We start from the raw sequence: 17298 nt of genomic DNA, 5'->3' as shown, positions 1-17298 counted from the left end.
GCTGCGGAGAAAGGAGCCCACACTTGTCCACCATTCCCAGCCTGACCCGGCAACCCCTGCAATTGCGGCCCGACCCGTCGCGTGTCGTCGTCCGCCCGTTCAAGCCGGCGACGGAGCCGCGCGACCTCAACTCCAAGGACAAATCCCGCGCCAACCGGATCACCGAGCGCGTCCTGTCCCTGGACCCGGACACCACCGTCAGCCAGCTTGCCGATGTGCTGGAGAATTTCCGTGGCCGGCACCGGCAGCTTCTGGAGATTTTCGAGCAGCGGGCGGACGAGATGGAGGAAGCGCTGGACGACCATGAGGCGTTCACGCCGGCCCAGCGCCAGTTGCTGGGCGCCTATTTCCTGCATGAATATTCGTTCGAGGCCTCTGCCCTGTTCAACCCGTCCATCGTGCGCCATCCCGACCAGTCGGGGATCATCGAGGGCGGCCTGCGCTTCATCCTGAGCCTGCGGGCCGTGGGCGAAGGGCATATTTCTTCACTCACCTTCCTGACGGGCGTGATCTGCCCCGACGGGCGTATCCTCATGGACCCGAAGTCACAGCTCGCCTCCATCCCGCGTGTCGCCAACCGCCGGCCGGGGCCCGACGGGGACGAGGTGGAAATCATCTTCCGGCCCGAGGATGACATCAGCGAGCGTGTCATCTTCCCCGTCACCGACAGCCAGGCCAACGGCATCGAGGATGCGCGCTTCGTGGAGTTCACCGACGGGCGGCACAAGACCTACTATGCGACCTATACCGCCTATAGCGGCCATTCGATCCGTACCGAGCTGATCGAGACCAGCACCTTCGACCGGTTCCGCATGATGCCCATGCGCGGGCCCGCCGTGCGCAACAAGGGCATGGCCCTGTTCCCCCGGCGGGTCAATGGCCGCTATGCCATGATCGGCCGCCAGGACAACGAGAACCTGTATCTGATCTATTCCGACGACCTGCAGAACTGGGAGGACGGTACCCCCATCATGCGCCCGGCCCAGCCGTGGGAGTTCGTGCAGATCGGCAATTGCGGCCCGCCCATCGAAACGGACGAGGGGTGGCTGCTGCTGACCCACGGCGTGGGACCCGTGCGGCGCTATTCCATCGGCGCGGTGCTGCTGCACAAGGATGACCCGAGCAAGGTCATCGGCCGGCTGACCGAACCGCTGCTGCGGCCCGAGCAATCGGAACGCGCGGGGTATGTGCCCAATGTCGTCTATACCTGCGGCGCGCTGGTCCATGGGAAGCGGCTGGTCGTGCCCTATGGCATCGCCGACACGATCACCGGCTTTGCCACGCTGGACCTGGATGAACTGTTCGCCGCCATGCGGACATGAGGTGCTGAAAAACCGGCCGGCAGACGCAAACGGGGCGGGATGCCAATGGTATCCCGCCCCTTTCATGTCACGGCACTTCGCCATGACACGCTTCGGCATGGCGCCTGGTGGTCGCGGCGGCTTTACGCAATGGCGCCTGCATGCGCCCCTGCATGCGCCGTGATCCAGCATAGTTTCCATTTTGAAAACAATTCCGAACCATGGGGCGTCATTCCTTGCCGCCGGTATCAGCCGGTCAGCTAACGGCGGCCTGCGGGTTGAGCATGCGTTCGGCCAGTTCCGTCAGCTTGCGGTCGGTTGCCACCTCCTCGTCCAAGTTCTGCTTCAGCAGGCCGGCGCAGTCGGACCGGCCCAGCCGGTTGGCCCAGGCCACCAGGGTGCCGTACCGGGTGATCTCGTAATGCTCCACCGCCTGCGCAGCGGCGGCAAGGGCGGCGTCCAGCACGTCCTCGTCCGCCACTTCGCCTGCGATCTCGTTGCTTTCCTCGATGATGCCATCGATGGCAGGGCAATCAACGCCCTTCACATCGACGCCATGCAACTTGAAGACCTGTTCCAGCCTCTGGATCTGGCCGCGTGTTTCCAGCAGATGGGTTTCAAACCCCTGCTTCAGTTCGGGACTGGTGGCCTTGCCGATCATCTTCGGCAGCGCCTTGGCGATCTGGTTTTCGGCATAGTAGATGTCGCGCAGGGTATGCACGAAAAGATCATCCAACGTCTTGATGTCGCGCGTGAACAAGCCCATGGGTCAGCTCCTGTGGGTTCAGCGGTGATTGGTTAGAATGCCGTCCGGGGGTGCAGCACCGGGGTCATGCCCGGACCGGTCGCCGCCTGTTCAGGGCGGCTTTGCCCCCTTGTGAAGGAAACACCAGAAACAGGGGGCGGGTTCCCGGTACGATAATGGCGCGGCATCATAGGCCTCGGGCCGGATTGGCGCGCATCCGGCATCAGATATGGGACAATTGCCCGCCGGCGAAGAAAAGTGCCTGGCCGATCAACGCCCGGACCATGGAAACATCGAAGGGCTTCGCCACGAGGAAGACCGGCTCGGGACGCTCACCCGTCAACATTTCCTCCGGATAGGTGGAAATGAAGATCACAGGCACGCGGCACCGCGCCTGAATCTGATGCATGGCTTCCAGACCGGACCCGCCGTCGGCGAGTTGGATATCGGCCAGGATCAGGTCGGGCCGGCGCCGGTCGAACATCGAAACCGCCGCCGCCACGGTGCGTGCCGTGCCCACCACGCGATGCCCCAGGGCCAGAACCACCTGTTCGATATTCATGGCGATCAACGGTTCGCTTTCCATGATCATCACATCGGCGGCATCGAAAGCCATCAAAGCGCGGACGGCCGCTGCCAGCAAGCTCCGCACCTCCGTCTCCGGTGTCTCCATGATTTCCGCCACCTCCGCCAGGGTGAACCCCTCCAGCGCGACCAGCAGCAGCACTTCGCGCATGCGGCGCGGGCAAAGGGCGGGGTCGGGCGTCCGGACACGCCAGTCACCGCCAACGGCCGCATGGTAGCGGCTGAACAGACGGAAAAGCCCGACACGATCACTGGACGTGGCGGAAAGCCAGCTATCATCCGTTTCCAGAATATCCAGAACGGCCAGGACATAGGCGTCGCCGGACGCCTGGGCACCCGTCACCGCGCGCGCATGACGGCGGAGATAAGGCAGATGGCAAACGATATTGTCGGTTGCAGACATGGTCCCCCCTTCGGGTCCCCCCTTTGGCCGCTGCAGCGGCCTTGTCCCCGGCTGCTGCCGTATAGGTCAGCGTTGGGGGCACCAAAACACAGGGGAGCAGCGAATGCTCCACATTGGAAACGCCTGCAGGCGGCCTTCTGGGGAACCTTGAAGGCCACATGCCCGTTATCCCATTGAACGCCAGGAAATGGCGGGATGAAAGGACGCAAGGGTGGTAGCCGGCATAAGTCACAGGCCGGCGCGGCAGATCGGTACCCTGTCGGCACCCTGAACATGCCGATCCGGGGCCGACATGGAACAGCCGACCTGGAAAAACCAAGGAGATGGACAATGGCAGAGATCCCCCGCAACCCCGACAAGCAGGAACCCCAGGTTTCCGAACAGCATCTGGAGATGAAGGACAATGGCCCCATCATGACTTCCGTTCCCCCCGAACGGCAGGCGGTGGAAGTGAAACCCATGCGCTGGGTGCTGGGGCTGGGTATCGCGGGCGCCATCGGCGCCATGGTGCTGGCCTATATCATTCTGCATGTCGGCGGCACCTGATCCGACGATCCCGCCATTTCCGCCGATCCGACATGGATAGGCGGAATAGGCGGCCAGACCACCGGCATAGGGCCGGTGTCCGAAGGGCAGAAGACCGTAAGAATCAGGAACTCCTGGCGGCGTGCGGCTGTTTCCATTCAAGAACCAGCCACAGGAAACCGCCATGACCATCGAAACGGTAATGCTTTCCGGTCGTCAGGGCCGCAACTTTTCCCCCGCCCTGATGATGTCCTGCCTGGCCGCGCCCGGTGTGCGCGGCGGACGACAGGGTCTGCCACGGCGGACCCGTCCGCCCTTGATCACCCTGGGCCGCCCCTGTCAGGCGCATCTGCACGCAACCGAAAAGGCGGGGGAAGCCGCGCGCGGCAGCGGGGAACCGTCGGGACGGACGATGGCCGACCTCCACGACGCCGATACCGACGAACCCTCCCTTTCCGGCAAGCGGGCCATCATCACGGGCGGCACGACCGGCATCGGCCGGGCCATCGCCATCCTGCTGGCAAGCTATGGGGTCCGCGTCTTCATCTGCGGCCGCACGCCAGAGCATCTGCATGACGCCCTGGAGCGCATCCGCGAGGTGGGGGAAGGCAGCGGCATCGCGCTGGACCTGGCCGAACAGGGCGGCGTCGACCGGTTCTTCGCCGCGGCACATAAATATCTGGGCGGGTTGGACATCGCCGTTATCAACGCCGCCGTGCCAGCCGACGGGCTGACGGAAATGGATGCGCAGGATTTGCGCTATGCCATCGCCACCGACTTCACCGCCTATATCACCAGCGCCCATACCGCCTGCCGGCTGATGGGCGGCAACGGCCATATCGTGCTGATCGGATCGACCAGCGCGCATGCGCCGTCACCGGGTTCCACGGTCTATGCCGGCATGAAGGCCGGCATCGCCGCCTTTTCCGAAGCGCTGACCAAGGAACTGGGCAGCAAGGGGGTGAAGGTCTCCCTGGTCGAGCCGGGCTTCACCAGTGCCGATTTCCATTATCCCGAACTGCCGGCCGAAAAGCAGGACGAACTGATCCGCGAGGAGAAATTGCTGCGGGCACAGGATATCGCGGTCGGCGTGCGCTATCTGCTGACGCAGCCCAGCCGGGTGGTGGTGCAGCAACTGACCATCGTTCCCCGGCTGAAGGCGTAGGAGCGGGCCCATGTCCTTTGCGATTGACCGGCTTGTCCTGACCCCCGACGATATCGACCTGTCCCGGTCACCCATGGCCGGACAGCTTGAGGCCGAAACCTATGTGCTGGGCGCGTTCAACCCCGGCATGACCCGGCTGCCGAACGGCAACCTGCTGCTGATGGTCCGGGTGGCGGAGGCATTGCGGGACCCCATCCGGGACGGGCATGTCCATGCGATCCGATGGGACGCGGACAGCGAAGGCTATGTCCTGGATGCCTGGCCGCTGGAACTGGCCGACACGGCCGACCCGCGCAAGTTCCTGATCCATGGCGGCGGCTGGCGCATCATGGCGCTCACCTCCCTTTCCTGGCTGCTGCCCGTGGAATTCAGCGCCGACGGGTTGGAGCGGATTGCCATCCATTACGACAAGGCCATCGCGCCGCAAGCCAGCTTCCAATGCTATGGTCTGGAGGATGCCCGCATCAGCCGCGTTGGCGGCCAGTATCTGATGACCACCTGCTCGGTCAGTCCCGAGCGGCATTCCACGACGCTTTACAGTTCCAGCAACGGGCTGGACTGGGTGTTCGAGGATGTCGTGCTGGATCACCAGAACAAGGACATGCTGATCTTCGAAGGGTTGATCGGCGGCCGGTACTGGGCCCAGACAAGGCCGCTGGGCGATCTCTATTTCGCCTATCCGCCCGGCAGTCCCTGGCGCGCGGGGCCGTCCATCAATCTGGCGACCTCCCCCGACGGGCGGCATTGGAAACCCCATCGCCACCCCGGCATCCGACCGCGGTCGGGCACCGTGACGACGGCGCGGATGGGGGGCGGTGCGCCGCCCATCCTGACCGAGCGCGGCTGGCTCAGCCTGTGGCACGGGGTGGAACCGAAGGAGATCGTGGGTATCTACCGCACCTATTGGACACTGATGGACCGCGACGATCCCAGCCGTATCCTGGCGGAAGGCGAGGCACCCCTGTTGGAGCCCGACGCGGACCTGACACGGCCGATCGAAGATCAGCTTTACATCCGCGATGTCGTCTTCACCACCGGCATCGCCGATGGCGGCAACCATTTTATCGTCGCTTCGGGGGAAGCCGATCTGGCCTGCCGCATCACCCACATCCCCAAGCGGGTCTTCGGCCTGTGATGCCCGGCGTGATGCGTGATCAGGGAGAGGATCGGCAATTCCCGGACAGCAACCTGGCCCAGCCACCCGGCGCATCCCGCTCCACAGCGCATTAATGTCCCGGTGAGGTGTACGCACCGGGACCTTTTACAATGGCGCTTGTAACGGGAAGATCGACGGACAGGCCAGCGACAGCAAAAGCCTTTTCCCGGAAGGACTGGAAACGCGGCGGCGATCCGCCGCGTTTCCTCCCCCGTCAGGCGTCACGGCCGGGCATCAATGGCCAAGCACGCGCATCAGTTCCGATTTGCGCATGCGGGAACGACCGGGAATGTCGCGCCGCCTGGCCTCTTCGTAAAGCTCGGACTTGGTCGGCCCGGTGGCATTGCTGCGGCGGGCCTTGCCCGCCGCGCTCCCGCTGGCGTCCGCCTTGCTGAGCGCCACTGCGATGGCCTGCTTGCGGCTTTTGACCCGGCCGCCGCCGACCTTCTCGATCGCGCCATGCTTGTACTTGGTCATGACGCGGCCGACGACCTGCTTCTGATCCTCGTTCAATTGTCTGGGCATTGATCCGATCCTCCTGCGGATTGAAGGCGGGTTTCCCCGTCCATGGCAAGGCTGGGCAGGCATCAGCCGCGCTGGCTGTGCGCCCCGGCCGGACGGGAGATGCCGCCCAGTGCCTGGGCCGCCGAATTGGCCGCGTTCACGGCAACATCGCCCAGCGACAGGATACCCACCAGCCGCTTGTCATGGTTGATGACAGGCAGGCGGCGGACCTGGATATAACCCATGTTGCGCGAGACCTCGTCGACCTCGTCATCATCGAAGCAATATTTGACGTTCTGGCTCATCACGTCGCGGACCTTGGTCCTTGGACCCCGGCCCGATGCCACGGCGCGCACCGCGATGTCGCGATCGGTGATCATGCCGACCAGCTGGTCGTTGTCACCCACGGGCAGGGACCCGACATCCAGGTCCGCCATCATCTTGGCGGCTTCTTCGATCGTTTCCGTCGGGTTGGCGATGCGGACATCGCGCGTCATGGCTTCGCTTACTTTCATGTCGGCCTCCATCGGCTGGACCATGGTGCAGCGGGCCGCCCTGGTTCACGCCATGAACCCGATCGACCCGGTTACGCCCACATCCCCCGTCCCACGCATAGGGGAACAACCGGATATGGGCGAGGTTCCACCCCCCTGCCCAATGTCCCAGCCGGTTTCCCCGCGCGGCCGGCTTTCAGTCCGCCGCCCCGTCGATCTGGGCGAAGACACGGCCTGCCGCATGGAACGCGCTGTTGGCCGCCGGCACGCCGCAATAGATGGCGGCCTGGAGGATCACCTCCTTGATCAGGTCGCGCGACACGCCATGGGTCACGGCGGCGCGGACATGCATCATGAATTCCTCTTCCCGGTTGAGCGCGATCATGGTGGACAGCACCATCAGCCGGCGGGTGGTGTGGTCGATGCCGGGCCGCGTCCAAATCTCCCCCCAAGCATAGCGGGTGATGAGGTCCTGGAATTCAGCCGTGAAGTCGGTGGTGTTGGCGATGGCGCGGTCGACATGTGCATCGCCCAGGACGGAACGGCGGGCTGTGAAGCCCAATGCCTTGCGCTCGGCTTCATCCATGATCTCAATCCTTCAGGAAAGACAGCAGGGCTTCGGTGAAAGCCTCTGCCTGCTCCACATTCGATAAATGCGCCGCGTCCAGTTCCACCAGCCGGGCGCCAGGGATGGCGCTCGCCAACTCATGGCTCCTGGCAAGCGGGGTGGCAGGATCCTGGCGGCCGCCAATGACCAGGGTGGGCATCGGAATACGCGGCAAAGAGGCCCGCTGGTCCATGTCGCGCACGGCGGCACAGCAGGCCGTATACCCCTCCACCGGTGTGGCATGCAGCATGGCGGCGATGGGGGCAATGGCTTCCGGATGGGCAGTGCGGAATGGCTCGGTGAACCAGCGTTCCACCACACCATTGACGATGGCACCCATGCCCTGCGCCCTTACCAAGGCGATCCGGGCGTTCCACGGCTCGGCCGGGGCCATTTCGGCGGCCGTGTTGCACAAGACCAGATGCGACAGCCGGTCGGGTGCGTTGGCTCCCAGCCATTGCCCCACCATGCCCCCCTTGGACAGGCCGACGAAGCGGACCTTCTCAATCCCCAGCGCATCCAGCAGGCCGACAGCATCGCGGCCCAGCAGATCGATGCTGTAAGGACCGGCGGGCGCATCGGACAGACCGTGACCACGACTATCATAGCGCAGGACGCGGAAATGCTGGGTCAAGGCGGGCATCTGCGGCGCCCACATCTCCATATTGGTTCCCAGCGAGTTGGACAGCAGCAGGATGGGCGCGCCCTCCGGCCCATCCAGGCGCCAATGCAGGCGGGTACCATCGGCCAGGGTCACGAACTGGGCCATTACATCATCTCCCGCTCATAGGTTTTCAGCACGCGGGACACGAATTCCCCAGCCGATCCGAGATAACTTTCCGGCTGCATCAACGCCGCCAGCCGTTCAGGCGGCAGGTGGGGGGTGATAGCGGCATCGGCAACCAGTTCTTCCAGCAAGCCATGGCCGGCGACGACGGCGCGCTTGCACGCCGCCTCCACAATCTTCCCCGCATCATGGCGGCCCGATGCCTCGGCCAGGGCCTGGGTCACGGCTTCCGCCATCATCAACCCGTCGGTCAGGTTCAGATTGGCGCGCATGGCATCCGGGTCCAGTTCAAGGCCGGACAGGGTCTCCGCCATATGGGCCATGGCACCGGATGTCAGGGCGAACAGCTCTGCCAGTACTGGCCATTCGGCATGCCAGCCGCCGACGCCGCGCTCCTGTTCCTGCACCATGGCTGTCAACAGGGTAGCGACCAGGCCGGGGGCACGGTTGGCTGCCGATAAGGCAATGGTGGTGCCGACGGGGTTGCGCTTGTGCGGCATGGCGGAGGACCCGCCCTTGCCGGCGGCGGCCGGCTCGAACACCTCCGCCACCTCCGACGACATCAGATGGGCGATGTCGCGCGCGATCTTGCCAAGGCTGCCGGTGAGCAGGCCCAGGGCTGCACCCAGATCGGCGATCCGGTCGCGCTGGCTGTGCCAGGGCGTGTCAGGCAGGGGCAGTGACAGTTCAATGGCCAGTGCTCTGGCGACAGCCAGCCCCTGCCCGCCCTGGCTGGCCAGCGTGCCGGCCGCCCCACCAAATTGCAGGACTGACACCGCCGTGCCGGCATCACTCAGGCGGGTACGCACACGCAGCAGCATGGACAGCCATCCGGCAGCCTTCAGCCCGAACGTGATGGGCAAAGCCTGCTGCCACAGGGTACGACCGGCCATGGGGGTCGTGGCATGGCGCCGGGACAGGTCGGCCAGGGCGTGGATGGCGCGGTCCAGATCGGTCAGCAGCAGCGCCACGGCGTCGCGGGCGCGCAGGACGAAGCCGGTATCAATAATATCCTGGCTGGTGGCGCCGCGATGCACATGACGCGCAGCGGCTGGATCGGTCGCCGCCACCTTGGCGGTCAGCGCCTTGACCAGCGGAATGGCCGGATTACCTGCCAGCGCCGTGGCCCGGCCCAGTTCCGCGATATCATAGAGATCGGGATTGCAGGCGGCATGGATCGGGGCCAAGGCGGATGCCGGCACCATGCCAATACTGGATTGGGCCGACGCCAAAGCCGCTTCCACCCGCAACATGGCGCCCAGCACCGCCCGGTCATCGAACAGGGAAGCCATGGCGGGCGTCTGGAACAAAGGCGTGAACAGGGTGGAGATCATGCGATAACCATATGATGGAAGAGCCGCAGCTTACTCCCTTCCGTCATCCCGGCGAAAGCCGGGAGCCAGGGGCCCCAGGATCAGACCGCAACATCATCTGAACAAAGCAGCCGAAAGGTCGGGCCTGTGGCTCCTGGATTCCGGGTTTCGCCGGGTGGCTCCTGGATCCCGGCTATCGCCGGGATGAGGGGGGAGGAAACATCAAATGTCGAAGAACACCGTCTCCCCGTCGCCCTGCAGGCGGATATCGAACCGGTAATGCCCCTCCCCCGCCGGGACAGCCAGCAAGGTGGCGCGACGGGCAGGCGGAACGAGGTCCAGGATCGGGTCTTCAGCGTTGCTGGGCTCATCCGCGAAATAGATGCGGCTGACCATGCGCTTGATGATGCCGCGTGCCATGACGGAAATGGCGATATGCGGCGCCTGAAGGCTGTTACCGGGACCGGGGACGCGGCCGGGTTTCACCGTGCGGATGGTGAAGATGCCATCCGCATCGGTCGCGGCGCGGCCGAAACCAATGAAATCCGGGTCCAGCGCCACCTCCGCGCGGGTATCATCAGGGCTGTCATAGCGGCCGGCGGCGTTGGCCTGCCACAGTTCCACAAACCCGTCGGGGATGGGCACGCCGTCACCATCAAACAGGGTGCCGGTGATGGTCACCACCGCGCCCTTCGCGGCCCCGCGCGGCTGGTCGTTCGGGTTCAGCGTGTAATGGCCGTCGGGCAGCAAATCCATCCGCGCGCCGGCATCGCCCTTGCCTTCCACCAGATCGGCGCCACCCTTCCAGGGCAGGGCATAGTGGAAGAAGGGGCCGACGGTCTGCCAGGGTGTTTGTCCGCTCATGGATCAATCCTCCATCGGCGTGGCATCGCGGCCGCGCAGCACGATATCGAAAATGAAGGACAGCGCGAAGGCTTCGTGCGTCGTTTCGATATCGAACCGGCTGATCATGCGCGACAGGGCATGGGCGGGCACGGCATTGGCGATGGGGTCCAGCGGGATCAGCGGATCACCGGGGAAATACATCTGCGTCACCAGCCGTGTGGCGAAGGCAGGCCCCATCAGCGAGAAGTGGATATGAGCCGGGCGCCAGGCATTGTAATGATTGCCCCAGGGGTAGGCACCAGGGCTGACGGTCAGGAAACGGTAGCGCCCCTGATCATCGGTAATGACCCGGCCCGACCCGGTGAAATTCGGGTCCAGCGGCGCGTTCCACTGGTCTTTTTTGTGGATGTAGCGGCCGGCGGCATTGGCCTGCCAGACCTCGACAATCGTGTTGGGTACGGGCCGTCCATCCTCGTCCAGCACGCGACCGGATACGACGATGCGCTGGCCGATGGCCTCCCCCTTGCCAACCTTGGTCAGGTCGGCCAGGGCGGGACCCATCAGCCGGTCCCAGCGGCCGGCAGGACCCGTCACTTCCGTCAGGGTCTGCGGAATGCGGATCAAGGGCTGGTGCGGCGACCGCTTCACCGTGGATTTGTAATCGGGGGACAGCAGGGCCGGATGCGCGCCCTCCTCCTCCCTTTGATAGGGCAGGATCAGTGTCATTTCTCGTTCCTCCCTCAGATTTTTTCAATCGCCAGCGCCAGCCCCTGGCCGACGCCGATGCACATGGTGACCAGGGCGCGCTTGCCGCCCGTCTTTTCCAGCCCCCGCAGCGCCGTCAGAGCCAGCCGCGCGCCGCTTGCCCCCAACGGATGACCCAGCGCGATGGCGCCGCCATGCGGGTTGACATGAGGGGCCATCGGGTCGACGCCCAGCGTGCGCAAGGATGCGATCACCTGCGCGGCAAAGGCCTCGTTCAACTCGATCAGGTCGAAATCACCGATGGTCAGGCCCAGCTTGTCCATCAGCTTCTGTGAGGCCGGCACCGGGCCGACGCCCATGACACGCGGTTCCACGCCGGCCGTCGCCATCCCCAGGATGCGGCCACGCGGGGTCAGGCCATGGGTTTTGACGGCGGTTTCCGAGGCGATCAGCAAAGCCACCGCCCCGTCATTAACGCCGCTGGCATTGCCGGCGGTGACGCTGCCGCCGGGCCGGACCACGGGTTTCAACTTAGCGAGCGCTTCCGCCGTCGTATCGGCGCGGGGATGTTCATCCACACTGACGATGGTCGGCTTGCCCTTGGCGTCCAGAACGGTCACCGGGGTGATTTCGTCTTCGAAATAACCCTCGGCCTGGGCCTTGGCGGTCCGTTGCTGGCTGGACAGGGCGAAGGCGTCCTGATCGGTGCGGCTGACCCCATGTTCGACGGCCACATTCTCTGCCGTTTCCGGCATGCTATCGGTACCGTAACGTTCCTTCATCGCCTTGTTGATGAAGCGCCAGCCGATGGTCGTATCCTCGATCTGGGCGCTGCGCTGGAAGGCGCTTTCGGCCTTGCCCATCACCAGGGGGGCGCGGGTCATGCTTTCCACGCCGCCGGCGATGACAAGATCAAGCGCGCCGGCATTGATGGCGCGCGCTGCCGTGCCCACGGCATCGGCGCCGGATGCGCACAGACGGTTGATGGTAGTGCCGGGGACCGACACGGGTAACCCCGACAGCAACGCCGCCATACGGGCCACATTGCGGTTATCCTCGCCGGCCTGATTGGCACAACCGAGGAACACTTCCTCAATCACAGCCGGGTCCAGGCCGGGATGACGGGCCAGAAGGGCGGAGATCACCTGGGCCGCCATATCGTCGGGCCGCAAGCGGGAAAGCGCGCCGCCGAAGCGGCCGATGGGGCTGCGGATGCCGTCGCAGATATAGGCGTGGCTCATGCTGCCACCTCCACCCGGAAGGCAGCACCCGTGGCCGCCGTGATCTGTTCCACCGTAATGCCGGGGGCCAGTTCGATCAGGGCCATACCGCCATCCCCATCCTTGTCGATGGTGAAGACGCCGAGATCCGTGATGACCATGTCCACGACACCCGCACCGGTCAGCGGCAGGGTGCATGCGGGCAGCAGCTTGGAGCCGCCATTCTTGTCCTGATGTTCCATGACCACGACGACCTTCCGGACGCCAGCCACAAGGTCCATGGCGCCACCCATGCCCTTCACCATCTTGCCGGGAATGGTCCAGTTGGCCAGATCGCCATTGCCGGCCACCTGCATGGCGCCCAGCACCGTCAGGTCGATATGGCCGCCGCGGATCATGGCGAAACTGTCGGCGCTGCTGAAATAGGAAGAGGTGGGCAGTTCGGTGATGGTCTGCTTGCCGGCATTGATCAGGTCGGCATCCTCTTCCCCCTCAAACGGGAAAGGCCCGATGCCCAGCATGCCGTTTTCCGATTGCAAGATCACCTGCATGCCGTCGGGGATATAGTTGGCGACCAGCGTCGGGATGCCGATGCCCAAATTCACATAGAAGCCGTCGCGCAGCTCACGCGCCGCGCGGGCGGCCATTTCATCGCGGGTCCAGGGCATGGGTCAGACCTCATTGCTGGCGGCCGGACGCGGCCGCGTGGTGCGCTTCTCGATCAGCTTGGCATAGGCCGCGCCCTGGATGACGCGATCAACATAGATGCCGGGCGTATGGACATGATCGGGATCGAAGCTGCCGACGGGCACGATCTCCTCCACTTCCGCCACAGTCACTTTGCCGGCGGTCGCCATCACCGGGTTGAAGTTGCGCGCCGTCTTCCGATAGAGCAGGTTGCCTTCCGTATCAGCCTTCCAGGCCTTGACGATGGACAGGTCGGACCGCAGCCAGGTCTCACGCACATAGCGCTTGCCCTCGAACTCCTCCACCGGCTTTCCTTCCGACACGACAGTGCCGACACCGGTGGCGGTGTAGAAGGCGGGGATGCCGGCACCACCAGCGCGGATGCGTTCGGCCAGCGTGCCCTGCGGGTTCAGTTCCAGTTCCAGTTGGCCGGAGATGTAAAGCTGTTCGAACAGCTTGTTCTCTCCCACATAAGAACTGATCATCTTCTTGATCTGGCCATTATTCAGCAATTGCCAGAGGCCGAAACCATCAGCACCGCAATTATTGGAAATGATGGTCAGTCCCTTGACGCCGGCCTCTTTGATGGCGGGGATCAGGTTTTCCGGGTTGCCGGACAGGCCGAAGCCGCCCGACATGATGGTCATGCCGTCAAACAGCAGACCGTCCAGCGCCGACCTGGCGTCGGAATAAATCTTGCCAGCCATTTCTATAGGTTCCTGTTTCGGATGAGGTGCCGGGGCCAATCAGTGCAGCGGCAGGCCCACATAATTTTCCGCCAGCGATTGCTGCGCCGCGTGGGAGCCGCGGAGATAACCAAGCTCGGCAATCTGCATGCGGCGGCCAAAGGCATCCGTTTCCGGGAAACGATGCATCAGGCTGGTGAACCACCAGGAGAAGCGTTCGGCTTTCCAGACCCGGGCCAGGGCGCGGGCCGAATAGGCAACGATCCCGGCGCTGTTGCCCCGGTAATGATCGGCCAGCCCCTCGGCCAGATAGGCAACGTCCGTGGCGGCGAGGTTAAGCCCCTTGGCCCCGGTGGGCGGCACGATATGGGCGGCGTCGCCGGCCAGGAACAGGTTGCCATGGCGCATCGGTTCGGCCACGAAGCTGCGCAGGGGGGCGATGGACTTTTCAATCGACGGACCGCGCGTAACGCGCGGGGCCACCTCGCCGCCCAGGCGCAGGCACAGCTCGTCCCAGAACCGGTCATCCGACCAATCTTCCACCCTCTCGGTATTCGCCACCTGCACATAATAGCGTGAGCGGCTGGGCGAGCGCATGGAGGCCAGCGCGAAACCGCGTTCATGGCTGGCATAGATCAGTTCATGATCGCAGGGCGGCACATCGGCCAGAACGCCCAGCCAGCCGAACGGATAGACCCGTTCGAAGGTGCGCAGGACATCGGCCGGGATACTGGCCCGTGCCACGCCGTGGAACCCGTCGCAGCCGGCGATGAAGTCGCATTCCAAGGCCTTGTCCATGCCCTGATGCCGGAATGTCACGCGGGGCCGCGCGCTGGCGATGTCGTGGAGGGCGACATTCTCCGCTTCGAACAGAAGCGGGATGTCGCGGCGGATGGCGGCATCGATCAGGTCGCGGGTCACCTCCGTCTGGCCATAGACCATGACGGATTTGCCGGTCAGCGCCTTCATGTCGATGCGGGTATTGTCGCCGTCGGTGGACAGCGCGAACCCTTCATGCGGCAGCCCTTCCCGGTCCATGCGGTCATCCACGCCGACCTGACGCAGGAGATCGACCGTCACCTGTTCCAGGATGCCGGCACGGATGCGGCTTTCGACATAGGCACGGTCACGCCGCTCCAGGATCACGCATTCCACGCCCGACTTGTACAAAAGATGGGCCAGAAGCAATCCGGCGGGTCCGGCACCGATGATGGCGACCTGTGTGCGCATCACCAAACTCCTCCCATGGAATATATTGGTTTCCCCGTGTGCTGCGTGGTTCAGATCTGTCCCTCTGAACCGGGCACACTCTCGCTGTTGGGATGATGATAGCCTGGGCGAACCATTGGCACAGGAGACGCATCCGTGAAAAAATTGGATTTTTCATCGCCCCCTTGTCATCCTGCGTGACATGAGCCGGAAAGCCAGCAATCCCGTGCCTCGCTTCTTCCTATACGGAGAGGCGGAGGCGAAGACGGATGAACATTTCATCCATGCCGAAACACTGGAACGCCGCAGCCAGCCCAGCGGCTGGCAGATCCGGCCGCATGCCCATGCCGACCTGAACCACATGTTCGTCATCGCCACGGGCGGGGGGGAGTTGCTGGCCGGCGGGGAGCGGGAGGCGTTCACGGCCCCCTGCCTGCTGCTGATCCCCGCCGGGGAGGTGCATGGCTTCATCTGGCATGCCGACAGCCAGGGCCATGTGGTCACCTTCGTGGAGCCGATGCTGCGCGGGCTGGCGCGCCGGGAACCGGGTCTGGGGGCGTTGTTCACGCGGCCATCCTGCGTGCCACTGGGGCGCGACGGGGCCGATTGCCTGCGACTGGCCGCTTTGCTGGAAGCGGAGATGGGCGGCGGTGGCGTCGGCCGGTCGCTGCTGGTGGAAGCCGCCCTGACGGCGCTGCTGGTCCATGCCTGGCGCATCGCCAGGCTGACGGCCGGCGGCGGCGGTGCCGCGCGGGGACCACGGACCGCCCTGGTCACCCGCTATCGTGACCTGATCGAGGCGCATTATCGCGAAGGCTGGGGCGTGGCCCGCTTTGCCGACGAACTGGGGGTGACACCGGGCCGGCTGCGCGCGGCCTGCATGGCCGTGACGGGGCATCCGCCCATCGATCTTCTGCATGACCGGCTGCTGGCGGAGGCAAAGCGTACCCTGCTCTACAGTGACCTGGGCGTGGCGGAGGTGGCCTTTGCACTGGGCTTTGGCGATCCCGCTTATTTCAACCGCTTCTTCACAAGCCGCGTTGGCTGCTCCCCAGGCCGGTTCCGGCAGGGGGCGGCGGGGTAATGCCGCCCCCCTGTTCCCCCGCCCGCCCCGGCGCGCCTCAGTTCGGTGCGTCAGTGTAACGCCCCCGGATGGTCATGATGGCCGCCGCGACCCCGGCCGACAGGGCGACGGGCACCATCGCCATGGCCACACCGGCCGGCCCCCAGCCCTGCCCCAGCAGGTGACCGGCCACCAGCGGCCCGCCGATCGAGCCCAGCCGGCCGACGGCGATGGCCGCCCCCGTGGCCAGACCCCGTACCGACACGGGATAATAAAGCGGCATCACGCCATAGAGTGAATATTGCGCGCCCAGCAGGAAGAAACCCGCCAATCCGGCCAGCAGCAGCACCGGCCCCAGGCTTTCGGCACCAGCCAGGCCGAACATGGCCAGGGCCAGGCAGGGATAGGCGGCGATGATGGGAATGCGCGGCCCCAGCCGGTCGACCAGGATGCCGATGCCCCAGGCCCCGACGACCGAACCGGCATTGAAGGCAAAGGCGGCACCCGCCCCGCCCGTGCCGCCCAGCCCCTTGGCCGCCACCAGCGAGGGAAGCCAGTTCAGCAGCAGATAGAGCACCAGCAGCGTCAAGCCGAAGGTGAACCAGCCCAGCAGCGTGATCAACGCCCGGCCACCGCCGAACAAGGCCTGTGCGGCGCCCGGCCGCTCCCCCACCGCAGCGGCGGGGGCCCGGCTGTCGGGCATCAGGCGCGCCATGGCCGGCAGCAGCAGCAGCGGCAGTACGCCCCCGACCACGAAGATCGATTGCCAGCCATGACTTTCCAATAGGCCGGCGGCGAACAGGGCAGCCAGGGCACCCCCCGCCGGCATCCCGGAGAACATTAAGGTGATGGTGCGGGTCCGGCGCTCGGGCGCGGCGATTTCCAGGGCGACGGCCACCAGGCTGGGCATCGCCGCCCCCATGCCTGCACCCGCCAGGAACCGGTAGAAGCCAAGCGTCACCGGGCCGGTCGCCACCACCGTGGCCAGCGTGAAGAGGCCGAAGATGGCGACGCAGGCCATCAGCAGCCCCTTGCGGCCCATGCGGTCGGCCAGCCAGCCACCCGTCACCGCGCCGCAGACCAGCCCGGCCATGCCGGCACCGAACACCACGCCGGCCTGTCCGGGCGTCAATCCCAATTGGGGCAGCAGATAAGGAGCTGCCACGCCGATGGCCTGGATGTCGAACCCTTCCAGAAGGGCGATGAAAAAGCAAAGCAGCAAGGTGATGCCGCCCCGCGGCACTTGCCGGGCCGATGCGCCCATTGAATAACCTCCCGTCTTGCGCCCCGTTCATCG

19 protein-coding genes are annotated in these 17298 nt (G+C 65.2%); 5 read left to right on the top strand and 14 right to left on the bottom strand.

The genetic code is table 11. The features are described from left to right. The first annotated feature begins 23 nt into the window (after positions 1-23). Positions 24-1322, top strand: coding sequence for a glycoside hydrolase family 130 protein (locus ABC728_RS06380; RefSeq protein ID WP_416619095.1), 1299 nt, complete (start codon positions 24-26; stop codon positions 1320-1322). 235 nt (positions 1323-1557) lie between these two features. Here ABC728_RS06380 and ABC728_RS06375 read toward each other — a convergent pair whose 3' ends face one another. Both ABC728_RS06375 and ABC728_RS06370 read right to left on the bottom strand, forming a co-directional pair. Continuing rightward, positions 1558-2067, bottom strand: a complete 510-nt coding sequence (locus tag ABC728_RS06375; RefSeq protein WP_416619096.1) for a YciE/YciF ferroxidase family protein — start codon at positions 2065-2067, stop codon at positions 1558-1560. Positions 2068-2269: 202 nt separating this feature from the next. After that, on the bottom strand, positions 2270-3034 hold the full coding sequence (locus ABC728_RS06370; RefSeq protein WP_416619097.1) for a response regulator: 765 nt from the start codon (positions 3032-3034) through the stop codon (positions 2270-2272). A 330-nt stretch (positions 3035-3364) separates the two neighbouring features. Between ABC728_RS06370 and ABC728_RS06365 the strand changes: the two genes are divergently transcribed. The 3 genes from ABC728_RS06365 (at position 3365) to ABC728_RS06355 (ending at position 5859) form a co-directional block, all read left to right on the top strand. Beyond that, positions 3365-3580, top strand: a complete 216-nt coding sequence (locus tag ABC728_RS06365) for a hypothetical protein (RefSeq protein WP_416619098.1) — start codon at positions 3365-3367, stop codon at positions 3578-3580. A 163-nt stretch (positions 3581-3743) separates the two neighbouring features. Next, complete coding sequence (locus ABC728_RS06360) at positions 3744-4724, top strand: SDR family oxidoreductase (protein ID WP_416619099.1); 981 nt, start codon at positions 3744-3746, stop codon at positions 4722-4724. A gap of 10 nt (positions 4725-4734) precedes the next feature. Beyond that, a complete protein-coding gene (locus ABC728_RS06355; RefSeq protein WP_416619100.1) occupies positions 4735-5859 on the top strand; it encodes a glycoside hydrolase family 130 protein in 1125 nt (374 codons plus the stop codon). Positions 5860-6114: 255 nt separating this feature from the next. On the opposite strand, the gene ABC728_RS06350 is transcribed toward ABC728_RS06355, so the two are convergent. The 11 genes from ABC728_RS06350 to pobA form a co-directional block, all read right to left on the bottom strand. Beyond that, complete coding sequence (locus tag ABC728_RS06350) at positions 6115-6405, bottom strand: DUF6496 domain-containing protein (RefSeq protein ID WP_416619101.1); 291 nt, start codon at positions 6403-6405, stop codon at positions 6115-6117. A 62-nt stretch (positions 6406-6467) separates the two neighbouring features. Then, positions 6468-6899, bottom strand: coding sequence for a CBS domain-containing protein (locus tag ABC728_RS06345; RefSeq protein ID WP_416619102.1), 432 nt, complete (start codon positions 6897-6899; stop codon positions 6468-6470). A 175-nt stretch (positions 6900-7074) separates the two neighbouring features. Continuing rightward, positions 7075-7464 carry a 4-carboxymuconolactone decarboxylase gene (gene pcaC / locus ABC728_RS06340; protein ID WP_416619103.1) on the bottom strand — a complete coding sequence of 130 codons (390 nt, stop codon included), beginning with the start codon at positions 7462-7464 and terminating at the stop codon, positions 7075-7077. Positions 7465-7468: 4 nt separating this feature from the next. Further along, positions 7469-8254, bottom strand: a complete 786-nt coding sequence (pcaD, locus tag ABC728_RS06335) for a 3-oxoadipate enol-lactonase (protein WP_416619104.1) — start codon at positions 8252-8254, stop codon at positions 7469-7471. Beyond that, the gene (gene pcaB, locus ABC728_RS06330; protein ID WP_416619105.1) at positions 8254-9606 is read right to left on the bottom strand and encodes a 3-carboxy-cis,cis-muconate cycloisomerase; all 1353 of its coding nucleotides are present in this window, start codon (positions 9604-9606) and stop codon (positions 8254-8256) included. Before pcaB ends, pcaD begins: the two co-directional genes overlap by 1 nt. A 201-nt stretch (positions 9607-9807) precedes the next feature. Beyond that, positions 9808-10449, bottom strand: coding sequence for a protocatechuate 3,4-dioxygenase subunit alpha (gene pcaG, locus ABC728_RS06325; protein WP_416619106.1), 642 nt, complete (start codon positions 10447-10449; stop codon positions 9808-9810). A gap of 3 nt (positions 10450-10452) precedes the next feature. Next, entirely contained in the window at positions 10453-11157 is a 705-nt protein-coding gene (gene pcaH, locus ABC728_RS06320) for a protocatechuate 3,4-dioxygenase subunit beta (RefSeq protein ID WP_416619107.1), read from the bottom strand. A gap of 14 nt (positions 11158-11171) precedes the next feature. After that, positions 11172-12377 (bottom strand): 3-oxoadipyl-CoA thiolase, encoded by a 1206-nt coding sequence (gene pcaF, locus ABC728_RS06315; RefSeq protein WP_416619108.1) that lies wholly within the window; start codon positions 12375-12377, stop codon positions 11172-11174. Next, the gene (locus ABC728_RS06310; RefSeq protein WP_416619109.1) at positions 12374-13024 is read right to left on the bottom strand and encodes a 3-oxoacid CoA-transferase subunit B; all 651 of its coding nucleotides are present in this window, start codon (positions 13022-13024) and stop codon (positions 12374-12376) included. Before ABC728_RS06310 ends, pcaF begins: the two co-directional genes overlap by 4 nt. Positions 13025-13027: 3 nt before the next feature. Then, positions 13028-13750: a CoA transferase subunit A gene (locus tag ABC728_RS06305; RefSeq protein WP_416619110.1), complete on the bottom strand. Its 723-nt coding sequence runs from the start codon at positions 13748-13750 to the stop codon at positions 13028-13030. Between the two features lie 39 nt (positions 13751-13789). Beyond that, positions 13790-14959 (bottom strand): 4-hydroxybenzoate 3-monooxygenase, encoded by a 1170-nt coding sequence (gene pobA, locus ABC728_RS06300; protein ID WP_416619111.1) that lies wholly within the window; start codon positions 14957-14959, stop codon positions 13790-13792. Between the two features lie 205 nt (positions 14960-15164). On the opposite strand from pobA, the gene ABC728_RS06295 reads away from it, so the two are divergent. After that, complete coding sequence (locus ABC728_RS06295; protein ID WP_416619112.1) at positions 15165-16022, top strand: helix-turn-helix domain-containing protein; 858 nt, start codon at positions 15165-15167, stop codon at positions 16020-16022. A gap of 37 nt (positions 16023-16059) precedes the next feature. Here the strand turns inward: ABC728_RS06295 and ABC728_RS06290 are convergent, their stop codons facing one another. Then, positions 16060-17265, bottom strand: coding sequence for an MFS transporter (locus ABC728_RS06290; protein WP_416619113.1), 1206 nt, complete (start codon positions 17263-17265; stop codon positions 16060-16062). Positions 17266-17298: the final 33 nt, after the last annotated feature.

The organism is Niveispirillum fermenti, assembly GCF_052474395.1.
This window is presented reverse-complemented; position numbering and strand designations above follow the sequence as displayed.

What these genes read in the sequence shown, in the direction of transcription:
- pcaH (WP_416619107.1), bottom strand. Translation starts at nt 11,157, where the DNA reads ATGACACTGATCCTGCCCTATCAAAGGGAGGAGGAGGGCGCGCATCCG.
- pcaD (WP_416619104.1), bottom strand. Translation starts at nt 8,254, where the DNA reads ATGGCCCAGTTCGTGACCCTGGCCGATGGTACCCGCCTGCATTGGCGC.
- pobA (WP_416619111.1), bottom strand. Translation starts at nt 14,959, where the DNA reads ATGCGCACACAGGTCGCCATCATCGGTGCCGGACCCGCCGGATTGCTT.
- ABC728_RS06360 (WP_416619099.1), top strand. Translation starts at nt 3,744, where the DNA reads ATGACCATCGAAACGGTAATGCTTTCCGGTCGTCAGGGCCGCAACTTT.
- ABC728_RS06290 (WP_416619113.1), bottom strand. Translation starts at nt 17,265, where the DNA reads ATGGGCGCATCGGCCCGGCAAGTGCCGCGGGGCGGCATCACCTTGCTG.
- ABC728_RS06375 (WP_416619096.1), bottom strand. Translation starts at nt 2,067, where the DNA reads ATGGGCTTGTTCACGCGCGACATCAAGACGTTGGATGATCTTTTCGTG.
- ABC728_RS06345 (WP_416619102.1), bottom strand. Translation starts at nt 6,899, where the DNA reads ATGAAAGTAAGCGAAGCCATGACGCGCGATGTCCGCATCGCCAACCCG.
- ABC728_RS06370 (WP_416619097.1), bottom strand. Translation starts at nt 3,034, where the DNA reads ATGTCTGCAACCGACAATATCGTTTGCCATCTGCCTTATCTCCGCCGT.
- pcaF (WP_416619108.1), bottom strand. Translation starts at nt 12,377, where the DNA reads ATGAGCCACGCCTATATCTGCGACGGCATCCGCAGCCCCATCGGCCGC.
- ABC728_RS06350 (WP_416619101.1), bottom strand. Translation starts at nt 6,405, where the DNA reads ATGCCCAGACAATTGAACGAGGATCAGAAGCAGGTCGTCGGCCGCGTC.
- pcaB (WP_416619105.1), bottom strand. Translation starts at nt 9,606, where the DNA reads ATGATCTCCACCCTGTTCACGCCTTTGTTCCAGACGCCCGCCATGGCT.
- pcaC (WP_416619103.1), bottom strand. Translation starts at nt 7,464, where the DNA reads ATGGATGAAGCCGAGCGCAAGGCATTGGGCTTCACAGCCCGCCGTTCC.
- pcaG (WP_416619106.1), bottom strand. Translation starts at nt 10,449, where the DNA reads ATGAGCGGACAAACACCCTGGCAGACCGTCGGCCCCTTCTTCCACTAT.
- ABC728_RS06305 (WP_416619110.1), bottom strand. Translation starts at nt 13,750, where the DNA reads ATGGCTGGCAAGATTTATTCCGACGCCAGGTCGGCGCTGGACGGTCTG.
- ABC728_RS06310 (WP_416619109.1), bottom strand. Translation starts at nt 13,024, where the DNA reads ATGCCCTGGACCCGCGATGAAATGGCCGCCCGCGCGGCGCGTGAGCTG.
- ABC728_RS06365 (WP_416619098.1), top strand. Translation starts at nt 3,365, where the DNA reads ATGGCAGAGATCCCCCGCAACCCCGACAAGCAGGAACCCCAGGTTTCC.
- ABC728_RS06355 (WP_416619100.1), top strand. Translation starts at nt 4,735, where the DNA reads ATGTCCTTTGCGATTGACCGGCTTGTCCTGACCCCCGACGATATCGAC.